17 protein-coding genes and 1 pseudogene are annotated in these 25,320 nt (G+C 70.6%); 7 read left to right on the forward strand and 11 right to left on the reverse strand.

The genetic code is table 11. The annotated features are described in order from the left end of the window. Positions 1-13: 13 nt before the first annotated feature. Complete coding sequence (gene dnaJ, locus ABZ642_RS36700; protein ID WP_360492601.1) at positions 14-1,189, forward strand: molecular chaperone DnaJ; 1,176 nt, start codon at positions 14-16, stop codon at positions 1,187-1,189. Between the two features lie 5 nt (positions 1,190-1,194). After that, on the forward strand, positions 1,195-1,641 hold the full coding sequence (locus ABZ642_RS36705; protein ID WP_351708068.1) for a helix-turn-helix domain-containing protein: 447 nt from the start codon (positions 1,195-1,197) through the stop codon (positions 1,639-1,641). Between the two features lie 52 nt (positions 1,642-1,693). Here the strand turns inward: ABZ642_RS36705 and ABZ642_RS36710 are convergent, their stop codons facing one another. Both ABZ642_RS36710 and ABZ642_RS36715 read right to left on the reverse strand, forming a co-directional pair. Next, positions 1,694-3,664, reverse strand: a complete 1,971-nt coding sequence (locus ABZ642_RS36710) for a PA14 domain-containing protein (RefSeq protein WP_360492604.1) — start codon at positions 3,662-3,664, stop codon at positions 1,694-1,696. Positions 3,665-3,671: 7 nt separating this feature from the next. Beyond that, positions 3,672-5,696 (reverse strand): PA14 domain-containing protein, encoded by a 2,025-nt coding sequence (locus ABZ642_RS36715; RefSeq protein ID WP_360492607.1) that lies wholly within the window; start codon positions 5,694-5,696, stop codon positions 3,672-3,674. A 294-nt stretch (positions 5,697-5,990) separates the two neighbouring features. Between ABZ642_RS36715 and ABZ642_RS36720 the strand changes: the two genes are divergently transcribed. After that, complete coding sequence (locus ABZ642_RS36720; protein WP_360492611.1) at positions 5,991-7,103, forward strand: substrate-binding domain-containing protein; 1,113 nt, start codon at positions 5,991-5,993, stop codon at positions 7,101-7,103. Positions 7,104-7,168: 65 nt separating this feature from the next. On the opposite strand, the gene ABZ642_RS36725 is transcribed toward ABZ642_RS36720, so the two are convergent. The 3 genes from ABZ642_RS36725 to ABZ642_RS36735 are packed head-to-tail and all read right to left on the reverse strand — an operon-like array spanning position 7,169 to position 10,489. Next, complete coding sequence (locus ABZ642_RS36725; protein ID WP_360492614.1) at positions 7,169-8,011, reverse strand: transglutaminase family protein; 843 nt, start codon at positions 8,009-8,011, stop codon at positions 7,169-7,171. A gap of 1 nt (position 8,012) precedes the next feature. Then, a complete protein-coding gene (locus ABZ642_RS36730) occupies positions 8,013-8,945 on the reverse strand; it encodes an alpha-E domain-containing protein (RefSeq protein ID WP_360492617.1) in 933 nt (310 codons plus the stop codon). Beyond that, entirely contained in the window at positions 8,942-10,489 is a 1,548-nt protein-coding gene (locus ABZ642_RS36735; RefSeq protein ID WP_360492620.1) for a circularly permuted type 2 ATP-grasp protein, read from the reverse strand. The genes ABZ642_RS36730 and ABZ642_RS36735 overlap by 4 nt, the downstream gene beginning before the upstream one ends. A gap of 393 nt (positions 10,490-10,882) precedes the next feature. Between ABZ642_RS36735 and ABZ642_RS36740 the strand changes: the two genes are divergently transcribed. After that, positions 10,883-11,935, forward strand: a complete 1,053-nt coding sequence (locus tag ABZ642_RS36740; protein ID WP_360492622.1) for a helix-turn-helix transcriptional regulator — start codon at positions 10,883-10,885, stop codon at positions 11,933-11,935. On the opposite strand, the gene ABZ642_RS36745 is transcribed toward ABZ642_RS36740, so the two are convergent. Genes ABZ642_RS36745 through ABZ642_RS36755 form a run of 3 tightly spaced genes read right to left on the reverse strand, consistent with a single transcriptional unit; the run spans position 11,898 to position 14,904 of the window. After that, on the reverse strand, positions 11,898-12,878 hold the full coding sequence (locus tag ABZ642_RS36745; protein ID WP_360492625.1) for a helix-turn-helix transcriptional regulator: 981 nt from the start codon (positions 12,876-12,878) through the stop codon (positions 11,898-11,900). The two genes, ABZ642_RS36740 and ABZ642_RS36745, sit on opposite strands and share 38 nt — an antisense overlap. Next, positions 12,875-13,876, reverse strand: coding sequence for a helix-turn-helix transcriptional regulator (locus tag ABZ642_RS36750; protein ID WP_360492627.1), 1,002 nt, complete (start codon positions 13,874-13,876; stop codon positions 12,875-12,877). Before ABZ642_RS36750 ends, ABZ642_RS36745 begins: the two co-directional genes overlap by 4 nt. Further along, the gene (locus tag ABZ642_RS36755) at positions 13,873-14,904 is read right to left on the reverse strand and encodes a helix-turn-helix transcriptional regulator (RefSeq protein ID WP_360492630.1); all 1,032 of its coding nucleotides are present in this window, start codon (positions 14,902-14,904) and stop codon (positions 13,873-13,875) included. The genes ABZ642_RS36750 and ABZ642_RS36755 overlap by 4 nt, the downstream gene beginning before the upstream one ends. A gap of 339 nt (positions 14,905-15,243) precedes the next feature. Here ABZ642_RS36755 and ABZ642_RS36760 point away from each other — a divergent pair, with 339 nt between their 5' ends. The 3 genes and pseudogenes from ABZ642_RS36760 to ABZ642_RS36770 all read left to right on the forward strand — a co-directional run bounded on the left by ABZ642_RS36760 (position 15,244) and on the right by ABZ642_RS36770 (position 19,410). Continuing rightward, positions 15,244-15,540 (forward strand): (2Fe-2S)-binding protein, encoded by a 297-nt coding sequence (locus tag ABZ642_RS36760; RefSeq protein WP_330461901.1) that lies wholly within the window; start codon positions 15,244-15,246, stop codon positions 15,538-15,540. Positions 15,541-16,092: 552 nt separating this feature from the next. Beyond that, positions 16,093-18,669, forward strand: a pseudogene (gene clpB, locus ABZ642_RS36765) (ATP-dependent chaperone ClpB); the annotation flags it as partial. A gap of 207 nt (positions 18,670-18,876) precedes the next feature. Continuing rightward, a complete protein-coding gene (locus ABZ642_RS36770; protein ID WP_360492634.1) occupies positions 18,877-19,410 on the forward strand; it encodes a YbjN domain-containing protein in 534 nt (177 codons plus the stop codon). 6 nt (positions 19,411-19,416) lie between these two features. On the opposite strand, the gene ABZ642_RS36775 is transcribed toward ABZ642_RS36770, so the two are convergent. From ABZ642_RS36775 to ABZ642_RS36785, 3 genes are all read right to left on the reverse strand, one after another. Then, the gene (locus ABZ642_RS36775; RefSeq protein WP_360492752.1) at positions 19,417-20,475 is read right to left on the reverse strand and encodes a hypothetical protein; all 1,059 of its coding nucleotides are present in this window, start codon (positions 20,473-20,475) and stop codon (positions 19,417-19,419) included. A gap of 454 nt (positions 20,476-20,929) precedes the next feature. Beyond that, positions 20,930-21,286: a hypothetical protein gene (locus tag ABZ642_RS36780; RefSeq protein WP_360492637.1), complete on the reverse strand. Its 357-nt coding sequence runs from the start codon at positions 21,284-21,286 to the stop codon at positions 20,930-20,932. Next, positions 21,276-25,031 carry a hypothetical protein gene (locus tag ABZ642_RS36785; RefSeq protein WP_360492640.1) on the reverse strand — a complete coding sequence of 1,252 codons (3,756 nt, stop codon included), beginning with the start codon at positions 25,029-25,031 and terminating at the stop codon, positions 21,276-21,278. Before ABZ642_RS36785 ends, ABZ642_RS36780 begins: the two co-directional genes overlap by 11 nt. Positions 25,032-25,320 lie beyond the last annotated feature (289 nt).

The raw sequence follows: 25,320 nt of genomic DNA on the forward strand, positions 1-25,320 counted from the left end.
AGGGGCGTCGGGGATGAGCACCAAGGACTTCATCGAGAAGGACTACTACAAGGTCCTCGGCGTCCCCAAGGACGCCACCGAGGCCGAGATCAAGAAGGCGTACCGGAAGCTCGCCCGCGAGTTCCACCCGGACGCCAACAAGGGCAACGCCAAGGCCGAGGAGCGCTTCAAGGAGATCTCCGAGGCGAACGACGTGCTCGGTGACCCCAAGAAGCGCAAGGAGTACGACGAGGCACGCGCCCTCTTCGGCAACGGCGGCTTCCGCCCGGGGCCGGGCGCGGGCGGCGGCAACTTCAACTTCGACCTGGGCGACCTCTTCGGGGGCAACGCGCAACAACAGGGCGGGGGCGGCTTCGGCGGGGGTTTCGGCGACGTCCTGGGGGGCTTGTTCAACCGGGGCGGCGGCGCGGGCACGCGCACCCAGCCCCGGCGCGGCCAGGACATCGAGTCCGAGGTCACGCTCAGCTTCACGGAGGCCATCGAGGGCGCCACGGTCCCGCTGCGGATGTCCTCGCAGGCCCCCTGCAAGGCCTGTTCGGGCACCGGTGACAAGAACGGCACACCGCGGGTGTGCCCGACCTGTGTCGGCACCGGCCAGGTGGCGCGGGGATCCGGAGGCGGCTTCTCGCTCACCGACCCCTGCCCGGACTGCAAGGGCCGCGGCCTGATCGCGGAGCACCCCTGCCTCGACTGCAAGGGCAGCGGCCGTGCCAAGTCGTCCCGGACCATGCAGGTCCGCATCCCCGCCGGGGTGACCGACGGCCAGCGGATCCGGCTGCGCGGCAAGGGCGCGCCGGGCGAGCGCGGCGGTCCGGCGGGCGACCTGTACGTCATGGTCCACGTCGACACCCACCCGGTGTTCGGCCGCAAGGAGGACAACCTCACGGTGACCGTCCCGGTGACCTTCACCGAGGCGGCACTCGGCGGCGAGGTCAGGGTGCCCACCCTGGGCGGACCGCCGGTCACCCTGAAGCTGCCCCCGGGCACGCCCAACGGCCGCACCATGCGCGCCCGTGGCAAGGGCGCGGTCCGCAAGGACGGCACCCGCGGCGACCTCCTGGTCACCGTCGAGGTGAGTGTCCCGAAGGACCTGTCGGGGAATGCTCGTGACGCGCTGGAGGCGTATCGCGAGGCGACCGCGGGTGAGGACCCGCGTGCCGAGCTGTTCGAGGCCGCGAAGGGAGCATGACAGAGATGGACGGCCGTCGACGCAACCCGTACGAGCTGACCGAGGAGACCCCGGTCTACGTCATCTCGGTGGCGGCCCAGCTCTCCGGACTGCACCCGCAGACGCTGCGCCAGTACGACCGCCTGGGCCTGGTCTCCCCGGACCGCACGGCCGGGCGGGGCCGGCGCTACTCGGCCCGCGACATCGAACTGCTCCGCCAGGTGCAGGCGTTGTCACAGGACGAGGGCATCAACCTGGCCGGCATCAAGCGCATCATCGAACTGGAGAACCAGGTCGCCGCGCTCCAGGCCCGCGTGGCCGAGATGGAAGCGGCCCTGGACGGCGCGGCGGCCGCGATGCGGCAGCGCGAAGCGGCGGTACACGCCTCGTACCGCCGTGACCTGGTCCCGTACCAGGAGGTCCAGCAGACCAGCGCGCTGGTGGTGTGGCGGCCGAAGAAGGCCAAGGACTAGCGGCTTTGTGCGGAAGGGGCCCGGAGGAGATCCTCCGGGCCCCTTCTCGTGGTCACGGCTCCAGGATGGCCCAGTCCGCTCCGGGCGCCGACTCCGTGCCGTCGGCGTACAGCGCGGTCACCCAGTAGTAGTGGGTGGTGCCGGCGGCGGCCGTGGTGTCGTCGTAGGAGCGGTCCGTGGTGGCCGCCAGCTTCTCGTACGTCCGCGTGGCCGGGTTCCAGCGGTAGACCTGGTAGCCCGTCGCCGAGTCGACGGCGTTCCACGACAGGCCGACACCCGAGCCGGTCGGGTCCGTCGTCAGGGTGAGCGGGGAGCCCTCTGGGGTCGCCACCGACGGGGTCAGGTCCAGTTCGTCCACGGCGACCGCGGACACGGGCCCCAGCCATCTGCTGGAGTTGCCCGCGTTGTCGATCGCGTCCACCCAGTAGCAGGCGTGGTCGCCGTCCGGCAGCCGTACGTCCCGGTAGTGGGAGGTGCCCGCTGGCAGCCACGCCCACTCCGAGCCGGAGCAGACCTGCTCGTCGCCCTCCTCGCCGAGCACCACGCCCCGGTAGACCGCGTACCGCTTCAGGTCGGGCTCGGTGTTGTCGTCCCAGTCCAGCTCGATGCCGTACTCCGTGGCCGTCGCCGTCAGCCCGGTCACCTGGGCGGGCGGCTTGTCCGAGACCAGCGTGGTGACGGTCGCGGCGTTGGAGAGCGGGGAGACGTTGGGCCACTGCACGTTCTGCACCGCGTAGTGGTACGTCGTGCCCTCCTCGGCCGAGAAGTCGCCGCAGCTGTACCGGCGGGACCCGTCGGAGAGGGTGGTGAAGCTGGTCGTGCAGGTCACCCACCGCGCTGTCGAGGTGTCCACGGGCAGTGTGGTCGAGCGGTAGACGCGGAACTCGTCGTACGGGGCGTCCTCCGGCTTCACCGTCCACTGGAGGGTCGCGCTGCCGATGCCCGCGGTCGCCGTGAGCTCGCGGGGTGCGGCCAGCGGGCGGGTCACCCCCTGGAGATCGGTGAACGGCGACGCGTGGCCCGAGCCGTCCACGGCCGCGATCCGGTACCTGGCGGTCTCGCCCCGGGCGAGCGTGTCGTCGGTGAGGCTCACGGTGTACTTGAGCTCCCAGGACTTGGTGACGACGCCGTAGAAGTCGGTCCGCTCCACCCGGTACTTCACCGCGGCGTGCACCCCCGACCAGTTCAGTTCGGCGCCCGTGTCGGTGGCGGACGCGGTAAACCGGGCAGGTGGCTGCAGCACGGTGCTGGTGACCAGGGCGTCGGCGGTGCCGGTCGACTCGTTGCCCGCCCTGTCGTAGGCGCGGACCTCGTAGTAGTAGAGGGCGCCGGTCGCGGGCGGGGCGTCGGTCAGGGACGTCGCCGTGGTCGTTCCCACCTTCGTCCAGCTGGTGCTGCCCCGCAGGCGCCGGTAGACCCGGTAGCCGGCGAGGTCCATCTCCTGGTTCTTCGTCCAGTTCAGCTTCGTCGCGTTGGCGTCGCCGTCGTAGGACACCAGCGGATCCAGCGGGGTGAGGGGCTTGACCTTGTCGACGGTGGCCGAGGTGCGGGGTGTGTACGTGAACTTGACCTTGGCGGCGCCGGTCCAGTTGACGTAGTCGATCCGCAGGGTGTGCCGGCCCTTGGGGATCGTCACGTTGACGGTCTTGGTCACCGTCTTGGTCGTGTTCTTCCACAGGTCGACCTTGCGGCCGCCGTCGACGTACACCCGGATGCCGTCGAGTCCGGAGGCGGCGAGGGCGAAGGGGCCGCCGGAGCCGAAGTCGCGGGTGACGCTCCAGCGCACCCCGAAGTTGTCCTTCGGCAGGCCGGACGCCGGGGCGCCGCTCCAGCTCTCGCTGATCGCGGAGTCGCAGTCCGTCTTCTTCGGTGTGCCCTTGAACGTGGTGTTCGCGAACAACTGCCGCTTGAAGACGGGGGAGGCGCAGGTCGTCGCGGCCGAGGCGGTGGGGGCGGCGACGGTGGCGAGGACACCGGCCGTGGTGGCGAGCACCACGGCCGTCGCCGTCAGGGTGGTCTTCATCGTGAGATCAGGCTCCGCTCGGCAGGGACACGCTGGAGTCCACGTTGCTGAAGGTCTCCGAGCCGTCGTGGGCGACCACCGAGAGCAGGTAGTACACGGTGGTCCCGTGCGGCACGGTGGGGTCGGTGTAGCTGGTGGCGGTGGGTGTCAGCGGGGTGTCCGTCACCCGGACGTAGGTCCGCGTCGTGCGGTCCCAGCGGTACACGTTGATGCCGGCGGCCTCCGTGGCCACCGAGTCGGCGCAGTCGATGTACATGCCGCCCTCGTCGCCGAGGGTCGTGTAGGCGTTCAGGGAGCAGGGCGCGGTGTCCTCGGGGACGGTCGTCGGCCGCAGGTCGAGTTCGGTGGCGGTGACCCGGGAGACGGGCTCGTCCCAGTAGGCGCCCGTGAAGCGGGGGTAGTTGCCGTAGATGTCCTCGGGGATGACGACGTACATGTGCGACCCGCCGTCGGCCGCCTCCGGGCCGGCCACGAACTCGGAGGTGCCGGCGGGCACCGTGCCCAGGTAGTCGGGCGTGCAGCAGGAGTGGTACTCCCAGACCTGGTACTCCTTCAGGTCCGCCGCCGTGCTGTCGTCCCAGTCCAGCTTGAAGCCGTACTCCAGGGGCTCCGCGGTCAGGTTGGTCACCGGAGGCGGTGCGATCTCGTCCCCGGGGCGGGTGACGGTCATCTCGGCGGACCCGGTGGACCAGCGGCCCGCGGTGTTCCTCCGGATCATCACGTAGTGGTAGGTGGTGCCCTGGTCGCCGTCGTAGTCGACACAGCTGCGGACCGTGTTGCCCGCCGCGTCCTTCCCGGTCTTGCGGCTGCGGCAGTCCGTGAGGTTCTCGTAGCCGGTCTCCACCGGCGAGGTGGTGGAGCGGTAGACGTCGTAGTCGACGGTGTCGCCGCCCGCCGCCTCGGTCCAGGTGAACACCACGCCGTAGCTCGGCACGGTCGGCGTCACGTTCTGCGGCGGGACGATGGACCGGGTGCTGCGTACGACGTTGGAGGAGCGGGCGTTCCGTGCCGCGTCGAGCGCGCTCACCTTGTAGTCGTAGGCGTGGCCGTAGGCCGCCGAGGTGTCCGGGTAGCCCGTGGCGGTGGTGTCGGCGAGCTTGGTGTACTCGGTGTCCGAGGCGTCCTTGCGGTAGATCCGGTAGCTCACCGCGTCCGCGGGGGCCGTCCAGGAGAGGTTGTTGGAGGCCTCCACGGCGGTGGCGGTGAGGACCGGGGCGGCGGGGACGGTCATGTCCTGCGACACGATGAGCTGGTCGGCGGAGCCCGCTGACTCGTTGTCCGCCTTGTCGTAGGCGCGTACCTCGTAGTAGTACGACTGCCCGGTCGGCGGTGTCTCGTCCCAGGTCCGGCGGGTGCCGGCCGCCGTGGTGGCCACCCTGGTCCAGCTGCCGGAGCCCTGGAGCCGCCGGTAGAGCCGGTAGCCGGCGAGGTCCAGCTCCTTGTTGGCGGCCCAGGCGACCAGGGTGTTCGTGCCCTCCCCGTCCGGTTGGTAGACGGCGGACACACCGCTCGGCGCGAGCGGCTTGATCTTGTCGACGGTGGCCGAGGTGCGGGGTGTGTACGTGAACTTGACCTTGGCGGCGCCGGTCCAGTTGACGTAGTCGATCCGCAGGGTGTGCCGGCCCTTGGGGATCGTCACGTTGACGGTCTTGGTCACCGTCTTGGACGTGTTCTTCCACAGGTCGACCTTGCGGCCGCCGTCGACGTACACCCGGATGCCGTCGAATCCGGAGACGGCGAGGGCGAAGGGGCCGCCGGAGCCGAAGTCGCGGGTGACGCTCCAGCGCACCCCGAAGTTGTCCTTCGGCAGGCCGGACGCCGGGGCGCCGCTCCAGCTCTCGCTGATCGCGGAGTCGCAGTCCGTCTTCTTCGGTGTGCCCTTGAACGTGGTGTTCGCGAACAGCTGCCGCTTGTACACCGGTGCGGTGCAGGTCGTCGTGGCCGCCGAGGCGGACACGGTGGCACCGCCGAGCAGGGTGCCGGCGGTGGCGAGCACCACGGCGCCGGCCGCGGTGCGTCTGGCTGGCTTCATTCGATCCTCTGGTCGTTTCCGTTACGACGGAGATGGCCGTTGCCGATGTCGACTCATGAGGAAAGGAGTTGGTTGTACTGATCTTTGCCTGCCCGTGAACTCCCTTTGGATGGAGGGTCCGTAAAGAGAGTTTGGAGACGATTCCGCTTCGCCTTCACAGGTGCAGCAGAGGGTAGTGTTGCGCACTCGTTAAGTAGTTCCGCTTGACGCCGGGTGTGGCGTACGCGTTGGCTTTTCAGACATCTGGGTCGCAAGCAGCCCCATGTCCGGAACGCACCTGAAGTGAGCCCCCGAATGCGTCGTATAGCCATGTTTGTGGCCGCGTCCACGATGACCCTCTCGCTCGCCGGCTGCGGCGTGTTCAACGCGACGGGATCGTCGACCACCGCGAGCCCCACCAAGGGCAACGACATCACCGTGGGGGTGCTGATGCCGGACATCATCAACACCCGGTACCGGAACTTCGACTACCCGATCATGAAGGCCAAGATCGCGGAGCTCACCAACAAGCAGGGGCGGATCGCGTACGCGAACGCCGGGTCCATCGCCTCCAAGCAGGCCGAGCAGATGCAGAAGATGATCGACGACAAGGTCGACGTCATCGTCCTGGACGCGGTCGACTCGCACGCCATCGCGGCCACGGTGAAGAAGGCCAAGGACGCGGGCATCCCGGTCATCGCCTACGACCGCCTCGCCGAGGGCCCGATCGACGCCTACGTCTCCTTCGACAACGAGCTGGTGGGCGAGGTGCAGGCCCGTACGCTCCTGGAGGGCCTCGGGTCGAACGTCGACACCTCCGACAAGGTCATCATGATCAACGGCTCGCCGACCGACCCGAACGCCAAGCAGTTCAAGACGGGTGCGCTGTCCGAGCTGACCGGCAAGGTGACGATTCCGAACGGCGCCATGTTCGACACCAAGGACTGGGACCCGCCGACCGCCGGGAAGGAGACCACCAAGGCGATCAACGCGATCGGCAAGGACAACGTCGCCGGCGTCTACTCCGCGAACGACGCGATGGCGGGCGAGATCATCAAGTCCCTCAAGGCGGCCGGCATCACCAACCTGCCGCCGGTCACCGGCCAGGACGCGGACCTCGACGCCATCCAGCGGATCCTCATCGGCGAGCAGTACATGACCGTCTACAAGCCCTACCCGGCCGAGGCCGAGGCCGCCGCCCAGATGGCCGTCTACAAGGTGCAGGGCAAGGACATCCAGTTCGACGCGCTCACCCAGGACCAGGTCGACAGCCCGACCAACAAGGACATCCCGGCCCAGCTGGTGCAGGTCAGCGCCGTGACGAAGAGCAAGATCAAGGACACCGTCGTCGCGGACGGCATCTACAAGATCTCGCAGATCTGCACGGCCGACTACAAGACGGCGTGTGCGGCTGCGGGCCTCAAGTAGGCCCCGCCACCGCGGGGGCCCGGCCCACACCGGCCCACACCGGCCCCCGCCCGGCCCGCGGACCGCTACGCGACCCTGGTGAACTCCACCGTCACCTCAGGAGTTCCGCCGGGGACCCCTCGGTAGATCCCCTTGTGGGGCGTGACGTCGTCGTAGTCCCGCCCCCGGGCCACCACCACGTGCGACTCGTCGACCCGCACCCGGTTCGTCGGGTCGTAGCCGCACCAGTCACCCGCCCAGTACTCGATCCAGGCATGGCTCTGCCCGGCGACGGGACGGTGCAGCTCCGCCTCCCGCTCCGGGTGCAGATACCCCGAGACGTACCGGGCGGGCAGCCCCAGCCCCCGCAGCAGGGCGATCGTCAGATGCGTGATGTCCTGGCACACCCCCGCCCGCTGGGCCCACGCCTCGGCCGGTGACGTGTTCACACTGGTCGCCCCCGGCAGGTAGGTCACCCGGTCGGCCACCATCCCGGAGACGGCCACCGTGGCCTCGTGCGGCCCCAGCCCGGCGGCGGCCTCCCGCGCCTTCTTCACCAGCTTCCTCGGCACCGTCGTCCGGGACGTCCCGGTCACGAACTCCGACAGGCGTGACCCGCCCGCCCGTTCGGCCACCTCCGCCCAGGCCGGCGGCTCCGGCAACGGCCCCGGCGCCGAGGTCTCCACCAGGCTCGACGCGGTGATGGTCAGATCCTCGTGCGGCTCCAGCAGATCGAACCCGGTGACCTGGGTCCCCCAGTAGTCCCAGTACGACCAGACGGTGGTCGCCGGAGTGACGGTGACCCGCGCGTCCAGCGTGGTCTGGCCCGGCAGGGTCAGCGGGGTCATCCGGACCTCGTTGTGCGAGGAGGCCGCGGGCTGGGCGTACGCGACGCGGGTGACGTGCCGGATCCGGAGGCGACGAGCCATGTCAGGCTCCTTCCTGGGCCCACTCGACGGGCCCCTGGTACGGGAAGAACCGTTCCGCCACCGCATCGGCGGACGCCATGCAGGCCTGCTGCAGATCCCGCAGCAGCACCGGCAGCTGGTCCTCCAGGGTGTGCGTGTCCAGGTACTCCAGCCGGGTCCGCAGCCGCCCGACCGGCGACCGCGCCGGATCCTGGCGCGGCCGGCCGAGCGCGGCCAGACACTCCTCCGCCGTGGTCAGGGCGTGCAGCACCGAGCGCGGGAAGTCCCGGTCCAGGAGCAGGAACCCGGCCACTCTCGGGGTGTCCCCGAACCCGCTGTGCACCCGCGCGTAGGCCTCGTCGGCTCCGCTCGCGCTGAGCAGCGTCGGCCAGTCCGGGGCGTGCGCAGCGTCCAGCACACGCACCGACAGCAGCCGTACGGTCATGTCCACCCGCTCCACGCTGCGGCCGAGGACGACGAACCGCCAGCTGTCGTCGCGGCTCATGGTGGAGTCGGCGAGCCCGAAGAAGAGGGCGGCCCGGCGCCGTACCAGCTCCAGGTAGGAGTACGGACCGGTGCGGCGGGCCGCCAGGCGCTGCCCGGCCAGGGCGTGCCAGGTGGAGTTGAGGCACTCCCACATCTCGGAGGAGACGGCCTCACGGGCGCTGCGCGCGTTCCGGCGGGCGGCGCCCAGCGCCCCCTCGATCGCCCCCGTCGAGCGGGCGTCGAAGGCGAGCTGTTCCAGGACCTGCTGCATGTCCACGGGCTCCGGGCCGGCGTCGACACCGAGGATCGCGTACAGCGACCGGCAGGCGGTGTCCTCGTCGCGCCAGGGGTCCTCCAGCATCCGGTGCAGGTAGGCGTCGAGGATGCGGCCGGTGGCGTCGGCGCGCTCGACGTACCGTCCGGTCCACGTCAGTGCCTCGGCGATACGGGAGAGGATCACGTCGCTCACTGCTGGTGCGCTCCTTCCGGTACGTCGGGACGGATGCCGTCGGGGCCCAGGAGGCGCGGGGCGATCTCCGGGACGGCGCCGGCCGGGGCGGCCGCGGGCCGCTCGGCGGGGCCCTCGGCGAGCACCCAGGTGTCCTTGGAGCCGCCGCCCTGGCTGGAGTTGACGATCAGGTTGCCCTCCTGGAGGGCGACCCGGGTCAGGCCGCCGGGCAGCACCCAGATGTCGTCGCCGTCGTTCACGGCGAACGGGCGCAGGTCAATGTGGCGGGGTGCCATGCGTTCACCCGCGAGGGTGGGGGAGGTGGAGAGGGCGACCGGACGCTGCGCGATGAAGCCGCGCGGATCGGCGACCACGGCTTTGCGAGTGCGTTCCAGGGTCTCGGCGTCGGCCTTCGGCCCGATCACGATGCCCTGTCCGCCGGCGCCGTCGACGGGCTTCACGACCAGCTGGTCGAGCTGGTCCAGGACCGCCGCCAACTGGCCCGGTTCATCGGGTCGGTAGGACTCCACATTGGGGAGAATCGGTTCCTCGCCGAGGTAGTAGCGGATGAGATCCGGGACGTAGGTGTAGAGGAGCTTGTCGTCCGCGATACCGTTGCCCACGGCGTTCGCGAGTGTGACGTGACCGGCGATCGCGGCGTTCAGGATGCCGGGGCAGCCGATCACCGAGTCGGGGCGGAAGTGGAGCGGGTCGAGGAAGTCGTCGTCGAGGCGCCGGTATACGACGTGCACGGGCACCTCGCCGCGGGTCGTCCGCATCCACACCCGGTTGTTGCGGCACACCAGGTCGTGTCCCTCGACCAGCTGCACGCCCATCAGCCGGGCCAGCAGGGCGTGTTCGAAGTAGGCCGCGTTGCCGGGCCCCGGGGTGAGCACCACGACCCGGGGATCGCTCGCCGCGCCGCCGGGTGCGGCGGCGCGCAGCGCGGCGAGCAGTCGCCCGGCGTACCCGTCCACCGGCAGCACGTGCTGTTCGGCGAAGAGCGAGGGGAAGATCCGGGTCATCGCCCGCCGGTTCTCGATGACGTACGACACCCCGCTCGGCACCCGTACGTTGTCCTCCAGGACCCGGAAGTCGCCGGCCTCGTCCCGCACCAGGTCGATTCCGGCCACGTGGATGCGCACCCCGCCGGGCGGTTCCACCGCGTGCGCCGCCCGGTGGAAGTGGGGCGAGGACAGCAGCAGCCGCCAGGGCACCACCCCGTCCTCGAAGGCCCGGGCGTGCCCGTAGGCGTCCGCGAGATAGGCCTCCAGGGCTCTGACCCGCTGGGCGACGCCTCTTCGTACGAGATCCCATTCCAGGGCGTCGAGGATCCTGGGCACCAGGTCCAGCGGCCAGGGCCGCTCCTCGCCCGCGAAGGCGTAGGTCACGCCGCGGTCGGTGAAGGCACGGGCCATCTGGTCGGCCCGGAAGCGCAGTTCACTCGGTTCGATCGGCTGGAGTGCCGCCAGTACCGGCTCGTAGGCGGTCCTGACCTCACCCGGCCGCACAAACATCTCGTCCCACGCGTCGGCCAACGCGTACGCGTCAAATATGTCCGCCATGAAGGGACGTTAGAGCGGGCACGTAACGCGGTGATCACCGGCGGATTTCGGGGATTCGCCAGGTCCCCGCGTGACGTGCCCGCGAGCGGCCCTCCACGCAACGCGCCTCCCCCGTGGGCGCGTTGCGGGGCCCCGGAACCGATCGGGGGCGGCCGGACCGGGGCCCCTGCGGGTGTCCGGCGAACACCCGTGGGAAGCGCTGTCCACGATGCCCCGCCGGCCTCTCCGGTAACACCGTCATCTTGTTGCAGCGCGGGCTGCGGAGGCCGGGAGATAGCGGGGCGTATGCCTGGATTACGACGCCCGGTGCGAGGGGAGCCGTGTTGCGGACCCGGTCCGGACCGCTCATAGTTGCGCTGCGGAAGAGGCAGCAAACCGGGGGTGGAATGGGCGATGGCCGGGCACGGGACGGACAAGCATCCACACGGTGCCGACCGGCTGTGCGCCGCCGGGGATCGCGTGTATTCCCGTGCCGTGCGCCGGGGCCGGGTACCGCGCACGGACGCCGACGCGGTGCACTGTCTGCTGGAGCTGGCGCTGCTGCACCCGGACCCCGACGACATGGACTGGCTGGTGCCGACCTCCCCGCAGGAGGTCATGACCCGGCTGCTGCGCGGCGTCTACGACGAGGTCACCGAGAGCCAGCGGCGGGTGGGCTCGGCGGTCGCGGCCTTCGAGTGGTACGCCGGTCTGGGACGGCAGTTGCAGGTCGCGTCGGCCTCCGCCGAGGGCACGGCGGCGATCCGGGTCCTGGACGGGCTGTCACGGATCCAGGCGGCGATGGACGAGGCGACGGAGGCGTGTACCAGCGAGGTGCTGACCGTGCAGCCGGGCGGTATCCGCCGTGAGTCGGAGCTGACCGAGGGACTGCACCGGGCGGTCGCCCTGCGCGGCCGGGGCGTGCGCATGCGGGACCTGTACACCCATGTCGCCCGGCACGGCCAGGGCCTGCTCAACTACCTGGAGCTGATGGGCGACGCGGTGGAGGCCCGGACGCTCGACGAGGTCATCGACCGCCTCATCCTCTTCGACCGCACGGTCGCCTTCATCCCCGCCAACGCCGACCGCACGATGGCCCTGGAGCTGCGCCACCCCGCCCTGGTCGAGTACTTCGTCACCGTCTTCGAGCGCCTGTGGCGCCTCGCGATCCCCCTCACTGCCCCGCTCCCCGACACCGGTATCGAGGGCATCTCGCACCGGGAGCAATCCATCGCCGCGCTCCTTGCGGAGGGCCACCAGGACGCGGTGATCGCCGAACGCCTGGGCATCAGCGTCCGTACCTGCCGTGCCCACATCGCCCGCCTCTCGGAGACGCTGGGCGCGGCCAGCCGTACCCAACTGGGCGTGCGGATAGCGCAGGTGGGGCTGGACCGGCCGCCGGGCGAGGCGAGCGGGTCGCCGGCCGTGGTCAGCCTTCCTGATCAAGGATCCCCGAGCGTCCGATGAGGTAGCCGAGCTGGGCGCGGCTTTCGCTGCCGAGGGTGGTGGCGAGCTTGGCGATGTGGACGCGGGCGGTGCGGATGTTCATGCCGAGGCGGTCGGCGATGACGGCGTCGGTGTGGCCTTCGACGAGCAGGGCGGCGATGGCCTGCTGGCGGGGGGTGATGCCGTTGACGGTGGGGCGTTGCTCGGCCTGCGGGAACATCGGGGTGGCCAGGCGCCAGAGGCGGTCGAAGATGGTCGCGAGGTACTTCAGCAGGGCCGGCTGACGGACTTCCAGGGCCAGGGTGCCCTCGCTGTCGGCGGGGAGGAAGGCAACCGTCTGGTCGATGACGATGAGCCGGTCGGGCACCTCGTCGAGACCGCGGGCCATGGTGTCGCCCTCCAGGTGCTCGGCGAGGTTGTAGACGTTCGGCACATGGCGCAGGGTGTGCGGGTAGAGCGTGCGAATACGGCCGCCCCGGTCGAGGAACGCCTGGTCGCGTTCGTAGGTGACGGGATAGACCGCGGTGCCCCGCTCGCCGGCCAGACCGGTGTGCGGCTGGACGCACAGGACTTCCTGCCGGGCCTCGGCCATGGCGTCGGTGATGGCCTCGTTGATCCGCCGGGTGCCGCTGAGCAGCCGCAGTGCCGGGGAGTCCGTCAGCGCGTCGGTCCGGTGCTCGACGCGCGTCAGCCGTGCGAACTGCGCCGTCAGCCGTTCCTCGCGGCGGCGTTCGGCGGCGATCCGGGCGGCGGAGGAGCGCAGCAGCCGGTGCAGGGCCGCGGTCGGGGCGACCGGCTCCAGCCGGTCGAGGTCGTCGAGGGCGGGGTGCAGGAGACCGAAGTCGGTGAGGCAGCCGGCCTCGGCGGCGTCCTGAGCGGACACGTGCCCCACGGTCAGGGCACGCTCGTACAACTTCGCCCCGGCCGCGCACAGCTCCTCGACGCCGTGATCACAGCGGCTCATAAAACCGTCTCCGGTTGATCGAGGATCCCGGAACGTCCGATGAGGTAGCCGAGTTGGGCGCGGCTTTCGCTGCCGAGGGTGGTGGCGAGTTTGGCGATGTGGACGCGGGCGGTGCGGATGTTCATGCCGAGGCGGTCGGCGATGACGGCGTCGGTGTGGCCTTCGACGAGCAGGGCGGCGATGGCCTGCTGGCGGGGGGTGATGCCGTTGACGGTGGGGCGTTGCTCGGCCTGCGGGAACATCGGGGTGGCCAGGCGCCAGAGGCGGTCGAAGGAGGTCGCGATGAACCGGACCAGGGCCGGCTGACGCACCTCCAGGGCCAGCGAGCCGTCGTTGTTGGCGGGGAGGAAGGCCACCTCGCGGTCCAGGACGACGAGCCGGTCGGGCACCTCGTCGAGACCGCGGGCCATGGTGTCGCCCCTCAGCTGCTCGACGTAGACGTACACGTTCGCCACGTGGCGCAGGGTGTGCTGGTACAGGGTGCGGATACGGCCGCCGCGGTCCAGGAACGCCAGGTCGCGTTCGTTGGCGATGGGGTAGGCGACGGCGCCGCGCTCACCGACGAGGCCGGCGTGCGGCTGGACGCACAGGACTTCCTCGTGGGCCTCGGCCATGGCCTCGGTGATGGCCTGGTTGATCCGCTCGGTCCCGCTGAGCAGCCGTAGCGCCGGGGAATCCGTTGCCGTGTCGAATGTGCCCTCGATGCGCGTCAGCGGTGTGAAGAGGTCCACCAGCCGCTCCTCGAACCGCCACTCGTCGGCGACCCGGGCGCGGACGCCGCGCAGGAGCTGGTTCAGGGCGACGGCCGGGTCCACCGGTTCCAGGCGGCCGGGGTCGTCCGGCGTCGGGTGGAGCAGGCCGAGGCCGGTGAGGCAGGGTGCGTCGGCGGCGTCCTGGGCGGATATGTGCTCCTCACGCAGGGCGCGCTCGTAGAGTCTGGTGCCCGCGGCGCACAGGTCGTCGATGCCGTGCTCGTGGTGCGGGACTGCCTCGGTCAAGGGTTGCCGCCCTTCTCGGGGAGCTTCTGGTCCAGAATCCCGGACTGGGCGATCAGGTAGCCGAGCTGTGCGCGGCTGCCGCTTCCGAGAGCCAGCGCCAGCTTGGCGATGTGGGCGCGGCAGGTGCGGACGTTCATGCCCAGCCGACGCGCGATCGCCTCGTCGACGTGGCCCTCGACCAGGAGCTTGGCAATGGAGTACTGGATCTCGGTGATGCCTCCGGACGCCGTGTCGTAAGGGCCACCGGCGGTCATGGGGACAGCACGGTCCCAGAGGTATTCGAAGACCTTGATCAGATAGCGCACGAGACCCGGATGGCGGAGTTCCAGGGCGACCTGCTGGTCTTCCCGCGCGGGGATGAAGGCAACCGTCTCGTCGCAGATGATCAGTCGCTCCACCAGTTCGTCGATGGTGCGGTACTCGACCTTCCCGTTGGAGAGTTGCGCGACGTATGCCAGCTTCTCCGGGCTGTAGCGTGCCGTGTGCTGGTACAGGCTCCGCACTTTGACGCCGCGTTCTATGAGCGGCCGGTCGCGCTCCAGCCCTTGCATGATGTTCCGGTCGGAGATGCGGTCGGTCGGCTGGACCGTGAGCAGTTCGGCCTGGCACTGTGCCGTCGCCAGGTTCAGGGCCGCGTTGATCCGTTCACCGCCCTCCAGTACCGCGATCGAGTCACTGGTCGTCGTCGTCTCGGCGCTGAGGGCCATGAACGGCTCGAACAGCTCGGCGAGTTCGATCGACAACCGTCTGCGCTTGGTGATCTCGCGCTCGATGGGGTTCAGTCGCTGGGCCAGGGCCACGGCCGGAGGGACTGGGCGCAGCCAGCTCGGGTCGTCCGGATCCGGGTGGAGCAGCGCGAATTCCATCAGGCAGGGGGCGGCGTCGGCGTCTTCGCGAGCGACGCGTCCCGCGCGAAGAGCCACGGCGTAAAGGCGGTTACCCTCGTCGCACAAGTCGGCCATCGCGTGGGGATGTGTCTGCTTAGCCCGATTCATTACTAAATCTCCACCCCCCAGGGTCCTGAACATGCAGGAACATGATGCACTGTTTGTGTGGCCACCACGTGCCCGAATGAGCCATCGTCGTACCTGGCGGGGGAAGAGGGGACCTTCAAGTGAGGACGAAGCCGAGTATGCGCACGAGACTGCTTCGCTCGACGCTTGTCGCCGCCTTTTCTGCTGTTGCGGCCCTCGGGGTGTTGAGTGGCTTCGCTGAAGTCAGGAGCGATGTTCGAGCCAACACTCAGTGGCCGGCGGTGGCGGTGAACGCTGACGTGGCGGACAGCGCTAGTGGAGCTGAATCTGCGACCGATGGAGCTGGGAGCTGACGTGACCACCCCACCCGACGACCGATCCTTCCGGCGTGAAATGGCCACCGCCTATCGCTCCGGCTGGCACTTCATCGACCTGGTCACCGCCATCCCCCACAGCGGTGACTCGCTGATGGTGACCGTCTTCGGTGAGCCGGTCGTCGTCACGCGGGACGACGACGAGGACGTACGGGCCTACCGGTGCCTGCGCAAGCCCCGGGGTGCGCCGCAGCCCGTGCGGTGCGCCGTCCGGTACGGAATGATTTTTGTGAATCTGGACCAACGGGACCACCGGCTGGCTGAGCCGGACGTCCCGGACGTGAGGACCATCTCGGCCACCCCCCGCAGTGCCTGACGCGATTCCCCCGTCGTAAAAGATCGCTCAGGTACTTCCCCCCGCAGCGGCGTCACCGTGACCTGAACACGGTGACGCCGCTGCAGTTTTCGGGCGACATTTCGGCGTATCAGCCCGTTTCGGCCAAGGTCCACCGTGGCTGAAACATGTCGCTGGAACGCCGACAGAACGGGGCGGCCGCCCCGGGCCACCGGCTCGATACCGCTCCCAGGCCCCCGCAGCCGCGTCACCGTGCCCCCGGCGGCCGTCGCGGAGGGCGTTCCCCGTCCCCGGCCGCTCTCCCGTGCCGCTCCGTGGGCCTCCGCGGGCCTTCTGGTGCTTTCGCCGCCCGCTCCCGGCCGCCTCGGTCCGCCTTCTTCCGGCCCTCGGTCCGCCCCGGTCCGTCTTCTTCCGGCCACCTGCCCCTCCGCGCCCACCCTCTCGGCCGGCCGGGTCCGCGTGCCCGGAAGCTGGTCCCCGGAAGGGGTCCCGTCTCCACCTTGAGTGGAATAGACTCAACTTTGTGTACGTTGGCTGAGTCAGCCGAACGACGCCGAGGAGGAGAACGCGAACGTGGACGCCGAGCTGACCAACAGGAGCCGGGACGCGATCAACGCGGCCAGCAGCCGGGCCGTGACCGAGGGGCACGCGGACCTCACGCCTGCCCACCTGCTGCTGGCTCTGCTGGCGGGGCAGGAGAACGAGAACATCACCGACCTGCTCGCGGCCGCGGACGCCGACCAGGCCGTCGTACGGCAGGGTGCCGAGCGGGTGCTGGCCGCCCTGCCCAGCGTGACCGGCTCCACGGTCGCGCCCCCGCAGCCCAACCGCGAACTGCTCGCGGTCCTCGCCGACGCGGACGAGCGCGCCCGCGACCTCGGTGACGACTTCCTCTCCACCGAACACCTGCTCATCGGCATCGCCGCGAAGGGCGGCGCGGCCGGCGAGGTGCTCGAACGGCAGGGGGCCACCGCGAAGAAGCTGGTGGAGGCCTTCCAGAAGGCGCGCGGCGGCCGCCGGGTGACCACCGCCGACCCCGAGGGCCAGTACAAGGCGCTGGAGAAGTTCGGCACCGACTTCACGGCCGCCGCACGGGACGGCAAGCTCGACCCCGTCATCGGACGTGACCAGGAGATCCGGCGGGTCGTGCAGGTGCTGTCCCGCCGCACCAAGAACAACCCCGTGCTCATCGGTGAGCCGGGCGTCGGCAAGACCGCCGTGGTCGAGGGGCTGGCCCAGCGGATCGTCAAGGGCGATGTGCCCGAGTCGCTGAAGAACAAGCGGCTGGTGGCGCTGGACCTCGGGGCCATGGTCGCGGGTGCGAAGTACCGGGGTGAGTTCGAGGAGCGGCTGAAGACCGTCCTCGCCGAGATCAAGGACTCCGACGGGCAGGTCATCACCTTCATCGACGAGCTGCACACGGTCGTCGGCGCCGGAGCCGGCGGTGACTCCGCCATGGACGCCGGCAACATGCTGAAGCCGATGCTGGCCCGCGGCGAGCTGCGCATGGTCGGTGCGACCACCCTCGACGAGTACCGGGAGCGGATCGAGAAGGACCCGGCGCTGGAGCGCCGCTTCCAGCAGGTGTTGGTGGCGGAGCCGACCGTCGAGGACACCATCGCCATCCTCCGTGGCCTGAAGGGCCGTTACGAGGCCCACCACAAGGTGCAGATCGCGGACAGCGCCCTGGTGGCCGCCGCGACCCTCTCCGACCGTTACATCACCTCCCGCTTCCTCCCCGACAAGGCCATCGACCTGGTCGACGAGGCGGCCTCGCGGCTCCGCATGGAGATCGACTCCTCGCCCGTGGAGATCGACGAACTCCAGCGCGTCGTGGACCGGTTGAAGATGGAGGAGCTGGCGCTGGAGAAGGAGACCGACCCGGCCTCCCGGGAGCGCCTGGAGAAGCTGCGCCGCGACCTCGCCGACAAGGAGGAGGACCTGCGCGGCCTCAACGCCCGCTGGGAGCGCGAGAAGCAGTCCCTGAACCGGGTCGGCGAGCTGAAGGAGAAGCTCGACGAACTCCGCGGCACCGCCGAACGCGCCCAGCGCGACGGCGACTTCGACACCGCCTCCAAGTTGCTGTACGGCGAGATCCCGCAGCTGGAGAAGGAGTTGGAGGCCGCGTCCGAGGCCGAGGTGGAGACCTCCCGGGACACCATGGTCAAGGACGAGGTCGGCTCCGACGACATCGCGGACGTGGTGGCCGCCTGGACCGGCATCCCCGCCGGGCGTCTCATGGAGGGCGAGACCCAGAAGCTGCTCCGCATGGAGGACGAGCTGGGCCGCCGGCTCATCGGCCAGACCGAGGCCGTACGCGCGGTCTCGGACGCCGTACGACGGTCCCGCGCCGGTATCGCCGACCCGGACCGCCCGACCGGCTCCTTCCTCTTCCTCGGCCCGACCGGTGTCGGCAAGACGGAACTGGCCAAAGCGCTCGCCGACTTCCTCTTCGACGACGAGCGGGCGATGGTCCGGATCGACATGTCGGAGTACAGCGAGAAGCACAGCGTGGCCCGGCTGGTCGGCGCCCCGCCCGGATACGTCGGCTACGAGGAGGGCGGCCAGCTGACCGAGGCGGTCCGTCGCCGCCCCTACACCGTGGTCCTCCTGGACGAGGTGGAGAAGGCCCACCCCGAGGTCTTCGACATCCTGCTCCAGGTGCTGGACGACGGCCGGCTCACCGACGGCCAGGGCCGCACGGTCGACTTCCGCAACACCATCCTGGTGCTGACGTCCAACCTGGGCAGCCAGTACCTGGTCGACCCGATGCTCGGCGAGGAGGAGAAGAAGCGGCAGGTTCTGGAGACGGTCCGGCAGTCCTTCAAGCCGGAGTTCCTCAACCGCCTGGACGACCTGGTCGTCTTCTCCGCCCTGGCCAAGGACGAGCTGGCCCGGATCGCCCGGCTCCAGATCGACCGGCTGGCCAAGCGCCTGGCCGACCGCCGGCTCGCCCTGGAGATCACCCCGGAGGCCCTGGCCTGGCTCGCCGAGGAGGGCAACGACCCGGCGTACGGCGCCCGTCCGCTGCGTCGCCTGGTCCAGACCGCCATCGGCGACCGCCTCGCCAAGGAGATCCTGTCCGGCGAGGTCAAGGACGGCGACACGATCCGGGTGGACGCCTTCGGCGAGGGCCTGATCGTGGGCCCGGTGACGGCGGAGGAGGCGGCCGGTGGATCGGTCGGTGAAACCGCCGGTGAAACGGCCGGTGAAGCCGTCGAAAGCACCGGTCAGGAGACCGGAAAGACGCTCTGAGCGGAATTCCGCCAACGGGAGATGAACCCGCCGGGGCGGGGGTTGCCACCCCCCTCCCCGGATGGGGGAGGATGGCGGGATCCGTATGAAGGGAAAATCACGGTGACCATCGACCCGTCCTCGATTCCGAACTTCGGGGGCCAGCCCGAGCCGCAGCCCCAAGGACCGGCGGGCCCCGTCGTCCCGGATCAGGATCTTGTCAAGCAGCTCCTCGACCAGATGGAGCTGAAGTACGTCGTCGACGACGAGGGTGACCTCGCGGCGCCGTGGGAACAGTTCCGTACGTACTTCATGTTCCGCGGCGAGGACGAACAGTCGGTCTTCTCGGTGCGGACGTTCTACGACCGCCCCCACAAGATCGACGAGAAGCCCCAGCTCCTGGAGTCCATCGACGACTGGAACCGTCGGACGCTGTGGCCCAAGGTCTACACCCACACCCATGACGACGGCACCGTCCGTCTCATCGGTGAGGCGCAGATGCTCATCGGCATGGGCGTGGACATCAACCACTTCGTGTCGTCCACGGTCAGCTGGGTGCGGGCCGCGATCGAGTTCGACAAGTGGCTCGTCGAACAGCTCGGCCTGGAGGACGCCGTCAACGAGGCCGACCAGCCCGAGGGCGACGACGAGGAGTAGGCAGCGCTACAGGGGTGTGCCGGCGAAGACGACCAGGTACGCGCCGTAGCCGAACGAGAGCCCGGCCAGGGCCGCGACCACCACGGACGCGTGCCAGGGCCGGGCTCTCGCCGTGCGGACCAGCGCCCGGGCCAGGGGGAGGAGCAGGGGGAAGGCCGGCAGGAGGAAGCGCGGCTTGGACTCGAAGAAGCCCGAGCCGCCGAGCGCGATCAGCAGGAGTACGGCGGTGTAGGCGAGGAGCGGGAGCGGCGCCCGGTCCAGCAGCAGGAGCGCGAAGAGGACCACCGCCGCCGCCACGATCACCAGGGCCGTCGGGAAGACGAAGCGGTCGCCGCGCACCAGCAGGTCGCGGACGAAGCGGAGCGAGCCCCGGCCGAAGTCGAAGCGCGACCCCCACAGGCGCTGTACGCCGAAGTAGCCGCCCAGCGGATCGCCGGCCCGGCGCCCCACCCACAGGACATACGCGAGCCAGCCGAGCGGGGCGAGCGCCGCGCCCGTCCACAGCCTGTGGGCAACCCGGCCCCGGGAGCGGTGTATCTCGCGGACGGCGGCGAGCAGCACGGCCACCGCGACCGCGAAGCCGTTCGGCCGGGACAGGCCCGCCAGGGCGGCCAGGGTGCCCGCCCACAGCCAGTTCCCGGCCAGGACCGCGTACAGGGACCAGGCGGCGAAAGCGGTCAGGACCGGTTCCGTGTACGCCATGGACAGCACCACGGAGTGCGGGAGCAGGCCCCAGAGCAGGACGAGGGCCGTGCCCACCGCGCGGCCGTGCAGCCGGGCGCCCAGCGCGTAGATGCCGGCCGCGGCGACGCCCGCTGCCGTCCAGGACACCAGCAGGCCGGCGCCCGCCCCGCTCAGCGGGGTGACGGCCGTCAGGATCCGGATCAGGGCCGGGTAGAGCGGGAAGAACGCCAGGTCGCTGTGGATGACGTCGGGGCGGAAGTACAGGGTGCGGCCGTAGCCGTGCGCCGCGATGCCCAGGTACCAGACCGAGTCCCAGGACCGGCCGAGCAGGGTCAGCGGATGTCTGCCGGCCGCCCAGGCGGCCAGCGCGACCACGGCCATGCCGGTGAGCCGGGCCGCCGCGAACAGCCCCACCGCGACACCGCCCGCGGTCACGAGGGACGGGGCGAGAGCGGCGGTTTCGGTGGTCGTGCCGGTGGTGGTGCTGGCGGTGGTGCTGGCGTGGCTCACATTCGCACCCTGCGGGGGACCGGGGCGAAGTGCGAGAAATATGCGCCCGATGGGGTAGCGGAGGGCCTCGCGTCCTGGCGTGGCGCGGGCCGCCGACGAGCCCGGGGGTGGTATCGGGCGCGGGCGGCGACCTCCGGCGCCGGGACGTCGGAGTCGAGCCACCGGGACCCGCCTGCATGACACAGGTCGTACGGCCGGAAGGCAAGGACCGAGGCGACCTGATCGGGGACGAGCGCCAGTTTTTCCCCGCGACTGTTCTCGGGAGCCGCGAAAAGACTGTGCCCCGCCGGGATCGACCTGGCGGGGCACAGTCGTGTACCAGAGGTCAGTCGGCCTCGTCCTCGCCGGCCTCGAAGCGCGGCAGGACGTTGGTGTCCATGCCGTATGTGCTGAAGAGGTCGACCAGGGCCCTGGTCATGGCGTCCAGGCCGCCTTCGCGGACGATCACGAGGTCGGGGATCCGCAGGTACAGGCCGTCGGCGCACTCGCCGGTGGCGGACCGGCGGTCCATCACCTCGGCGATCTTCCGAGGAGTCATGAAGCTGGCGGTCCACCCCTTGCCGTCACGGGCGCGGATGACCGCGTCGACATCCTCGACGGTGTCGGCGTCGTCCTCCAGGCCGAGTACGTATGTGACGGAGAAGTCGGCCGTCTCCACGGTCACGAGCGGCTCATGAGCCATAGATCTTCAGCAACTCCTCGATGACGTTCGGCTCGTTCGGCTTGTCGGACTTGCCGATGATCTCGAAGCCGCCTTCGACCTCGCGGAAGAAGAGCCGCGCGCCCTTGTCGCCCCGAAGGTACCGGATGCCGTGCGAGAGCGCCTTGGAGCCCCTGCCCGGCTGGTCGTTGCCCTCCAGCAGCTTGTTGATGAGCTGGTTCATCTCGCGCTGCACGTCCTCGTTCTTCGTGGACTTCGCGGCGAGCTTGGCGAGCTTGCTGTTCTTGCCGAGCGCCGAGGTCACGCAGATCTTCGGCTTGCCGGCGGCGGCCAGTGCCCCGGTCTTCGCGGAGGCCCCGTGGAACGCGGCCGGTCGGGCGGCGGTGCCTGCCGCAAGGAGGCACGATACGGCGCTCTGGCCCTTCTTGACCCGGTCAAGGACCGTACGCAGCCGGTCCAGGGTGTCCTTGGCCTTGTCCAGTTTCTCCCAGAAGGAGTAGATGCCGTTGCTGACCCGGTAGATCGCCTTGCCCACGGCCGGAACCTTGGTGACGGCCGCGCCCACGAGGATGACGTTGACCAGCGTCCACAGGCAGCCCTCGACGTCGCCCTGGGTGAAGCACTTCTTGGCGTCGGTGTAGCCCAGCTCGTCGAGGAGGATCTGGCCGCCGTTGTCGACCACCCAGTCCATGACGTCCATGGCCAGCAGCTGCCTGGCCGCGCGGAAGTCGTCCACGCAGGACTGGCCGCACTGGGCGAGGAGCAGCGCCTCCTCGCTCTGGGTGAGGTCCGGTCCCGTGTCGGGCTTGGGGCCCTCCAGCGCGGCCTTGCGGGCTTCCTCCTGCTCCTTGAGGAACTCCTGCTCGGCACGGTCGGCCGCCCCGTCGGCCGCCTTCGCGTCCTCGCCGGCGTTGGCCGCGGACTTCTCCGCGGCGTCGGCGTCCTTCTCCGCCTGGGTGGCCGCCGAGTCCGCGGCGCCGGAGTCGCGGGTGGCGGCGTCGGCGGAGGCGCGGGCGTTCGTGGCGCTCTTCTCGGCCTCGGTGGCCTCGTTGTTCGCCGCGGCGGCCTCGCTCGAGGCGTCGCGGGCGGCGCTGTCGGCGTAGAACCAGTCGGTGCCCGCCTGTGCGACGTACTCGCTGGTCCTGGCGTCGGCCTTCTTCGCCGCCTCGGCGGCCTTGGCCGCCTCCGCTGCCGAGGCCCGGGCCTCGGCCACGGACTTGAGCGCAGCCGCCGCGTCGGCTGCCGCTGCCGCTGCCGCCTGCGCGGCGAGCTTGGCGTCGCCGGCGGCCTTGTCGGCCAGCGCCTTGGCGTCGGCGGCGGCCTTGGCCGCTTCCTTGGCCTTGGCGGCAGCCGCGGCTGCCTGCTGCTCGGACAGCGACATGGAGGTCTGGCCGATCAGCACGGCGAAGGCGGCCGCGGTGTCCGTCTCCCGGTACGGGGTGCCCGCCGCGATGGCGGTGTTGGCGGGCTTGATCACCTCGGTCGCCGAGTCGCGGGCCGCGGTGGCCGCCTGGCCGGCCGCGTACGCGTGTCCGGCGGCCTCCGCCGCCCAGGCCCTGGTCTTGGCGGCCTCGTCGCGGGCCGCCTGGGCCTCCTGGCTCGCCTTGAGAGAGGCGGCCTGGGCCTTCTTGGCCTCCTTCTCGGCCTCGGCGGCGTTCGTCGACGCGGCCTCGGAGGCGTCGATGGCCTCGGCTGCCGCGGCGTGCGCGACCGCGCCCGCGGCGACGGCCGTCTGGTAGGCCGACCACGCCTTGTCGGCGGCCGCGCGGGAGCGCTGCGCGGCGGCATCGGACCGGGTGGCGGCGGCGCGGGCGTTCTGCGCCGCGGTGCTCGCCTCGCCGGCGGCGGCGTGCGCCCGGGTGGCCGCGCCGGCCGCCTCGTCGGCCGCGGTACGGGCGGCGGTGGCCGCCTCCCGGGTCTCGCCGGCGGCGCTGGTGCCGACGGCCGCGGCGGCGGCCGACTCCAGGGCGGCGGCCCGGGCGGCCGTGGCCTTCTTGTTGCGCTCCGCCTCCTCGGCCTTCCCGCGCGCGGCGGAGGCCCGGCCCTCGGCCAGGAGTGCCGTGGTGAGCTGCTCGTCGGCCGTCCTCGCGGCGTCCTCCGCCTGGGTACGGGCGTGGCCGGCCGTCTCGCGCTCGTCGGCCGCGCGCTGCTCGGCCGCATTGGCCTTGGCCCGTTCGTCGGCCGCGTTCTGGCGCTCCTTCGAGGCGACGCCCTTTTCCTGCTCGGCCTTGGCCCGCTGCGCCTTGGCGGTCTCTGCGGCGACGCGGGCCGTCTCCTGTGCCCGCTCGGCGGTGGCCTGCGCGTTCTTCGCCTTGGTGGCGTTGGCGGCGGCCTCCTTGGCCAGCGCGTCCGCGGACACGGCTGCCGCCTTCGCCTGCGCTGCCGCCTCCTGCGCGGCGATCCGCCGGAACTCCGTGTTGATGGCGTGGGCCTGGCTCTGGGAGAGCGCGAACAGCGCCTTGCTGTCGGCCACCGTCGCCTTGGCGGCGTTCACCGCGGTCTGCGTGGCCTGCGCCGCCGCCTGGGTCGCGGCGTACGAGGCCTTGGCGACCTGCACCGACTGCTGCGCGTACAACAGCCCGCGCCCGCGCGGCGTCTTGGCCGCGTCGGCGATGACGTACGCGTCGTTCTGCGCGGTGGCCGCCTGCTCCGCGCCCGTCTTGGCGGCAGCCACCGCCTTGTTGGCCAGAGTCAGTTGGTCGGCGGCCTTCTTCTGGGCGGTGGCCAGGTCCGACTTGGCCTGGGTGAAGACCGCGGGCTTGGGCCGGTGGATGTTGTCCTTGGGCTGGGCGGCCCAGTACTTCTGCCAGAGGAGGATCTGGTCGGCCAGCCATGCCTGCCCGATGGACTCGATCATCGCCTCGGTGGCCTTGCGGGCCTCCGCGGACGCGTTCGCCTCTGCGGTCATGATGGTGGCGCGGGGCTTGGCCTGAGCGGCGTACTCCTGCTCCCACTCCTGACCGGCCGTCGCGACCACGGGGGTGAGGATCCGCCGGGCGTCGACGGGATTGAAGCTGTCGCAGTCGCTCCAGGCGACCTTGAGCGCCTCCACCTCCATGCGGTACTCGGCGGAGCCCTCCTCCAGCGGCTTGGTGACGAAGCCGCCGTGGCGCAGGAAGGAGGCGACGTCGCTCGTGGTGGTCGAGTTGTAGGGCCCCTTGACGTCGCTGTCCCGGAACATGGAGTCGGCCGCGAAATCGTTCCAGCTGTCCTGGCCCTTGATCGCGGCGGCGATCTTCTTCGCCTGCTCGACCGAAGCCGGCGTGGGTACGCTCCGGCCGTCCTGCCCCAGCCGGCCGTACAGGTCCTGCTGCGGGCCGAGGGTGAACGCCACGACGTCGGCGTCGAACTCGGGGGCGTCGTAGCTGGTGCCCGAGTCCCACCCGGTCTGGGCGTAGATCTTGTTCGCGTCTTCCCAGCCCTCCTTGCGGGCGCGGGACTGGCTCAGGTACTTGCTGACCCCCTCCTTGTCCTTGGACAGGGCGTCACCGAGGGGGCCCAGCTTCCAGAGAACGCCGTCGAGTGCGGTGGCGAGATCGGCATCGGTGCCGTTCAACGCCTTCGCGGCCGCCGACTTCAGGGCGGGGCCGCCGATGTGCAGGGCCACCCCGGCGATGCATCGGTTGACACGGGGCTGTTCGCCGAGGCTGATCCGCGACTGGCCGGTGTCCGGATCCTGAGGCGGCGGCTCGTCGGCCCGGGCGGGCGCCGCGTACACCAGTCCCGTCAGTACGGCGGAAGCCGCCACCAGTGCGGTGCCCGCCATCCCCCTTGAGCGCAAGGCTCTTCGCATGTTGTCGCCTGTCTTCTGGACGATTGGGTCGGCCCAGGAAGAGAGCAGGCGGGCATGGCTGTGCGACAGGCTTGGTCGGATTGTGGACGCGCCCTCGTCTGGAGAAGCGGTCAGCCGGTCGAGCATTGCGTGCGCTGGTCAGGCACACGTCCCCCGCGCCCTCTCCCCCAGGGCCTCACAAAAGTTACACAGGAAACAGGAGTTCGGTAAAGAGTTTCCCATCTCGGGCTCCACTGAGGTGGAACTGGTTCGCCGAGCGCAC

This window comes from Streptomyces sp. NPDC007157, from assembly GCF_040634235.1.
Taxonomy (GTDB): Bacteria; Actinomycetota; Actinomycetes; order Streptomycetales; family Streptomycetaceae; genus Streptomyces.

What these genes read in the sequence shown, in the direction of transcription:
- dnaJ (WP_360492601.1), top strand. Translation starts at nt 14, where the DNA reads ATGAGCACCAAGGACTTCATCGAGAAGGACTACTACAAGGTCCTCGGC.
- ABZ642_RS36705 (WP_351708068.1), top strand. Translation starts at nt 1,195, where the DNA reads ATGGACGGCCGTCGACGCAACCCGTACGAGCTGACCGAGGAGACCCCG.
- ABZ642_RS36710 (WP_360492604.1), bottom strand. Translation starts at nt 3,664, where the DNA reads ATGAAGACCACCCTGACGGCGACGGCCGTGGTGCTCGCCACCACGGCC.
- ABZ642_RS36715 (WP_360492607.1), bottom strand. Translation starts at nt 5,696, where the DNA reads ATGAAGCCAGCCAGACGCACCGCGGCCGGCGCCGTGGTGCTCGCCACC.
- ABZ642_RS36720 (WP_360492611.1), top strand. Translation starts at nt 5,991, where the DNA reads ATGCGTCGTATAGCCATGTTTGTGGCCGCGTCCACGATGACCCTCTCG.
- ABZ642_RS36725 (WP_360492614.1), bottom strand. Translation starts at nt 8,011, where the DNA reads ATGGCTCGTCGCCTCCGGATCCGGCACGTCACCCGCGTCGCGTACGCC.
- ABZ642_RS36735 (WP_360492620.1), bottom strand. Translation starts at nt 10,489, where the DNA reads ATGGCGGACATATTTGACGCGTACGCGTTGGCCGACGCGTGGGACGAG.
- ABZ642_RS36740 (WP_360492622.1), top strand. Translation starts at nt 10,883, where the DNA reads ATGGCCGGGCACGGGACGGACAAGCATCCACACGGTGCCGACCGGCTG.
- ABZ642_RS36745 (WP_360492625.1), bottom strand. Translation starts at nt 12,878, where the DNA reads ATGAGCCGCTGTGATCACGGCGTCGAGGAGCTGTGCGCGGCCGGGGCG.
- ABZ642_RS36755 (WP_360492630.1), bottom strand. Translation starts at nt 14,904, where the DNA reads ATGTTCAGGACCCTGGGGGGTGGAGATTTAGTAATGAATCGGGCTAAG.
- ABZ642_RS36760 (WP_330461901.1), top strand. Translation starts at nt 15,244, where the DNA reads ATGGCCACCGCCTATCGCTCCGGCTGGCACTTCATCGACCTGGTCACC.
- ABZ642_RS36775 (WP_360492752.1), bottom strand. Translation starts at nt 20,475, where the DNA reads ATGGCCGTGGTCGCGCTGGCCGCCTGGGCGGCCGGCAGACATCCGCTG.
- ABZ642_RS36780 (WP_360492637.1), bottom strand. Translation starts at nt 21,286, where the DNA reads ATGGCTCATGAGCCGCTCGTGACCGTGGAGACGGCCGACTTCTCCGTC.
- ABZ642_RS36785 (WP_360492640.1), bottom strand. Translation starts at nt 25,031, where the DNA reads ATGGCGGGCACCGCACTGGTGGCGGCTTCCGCCGTACTGACGGGACTG.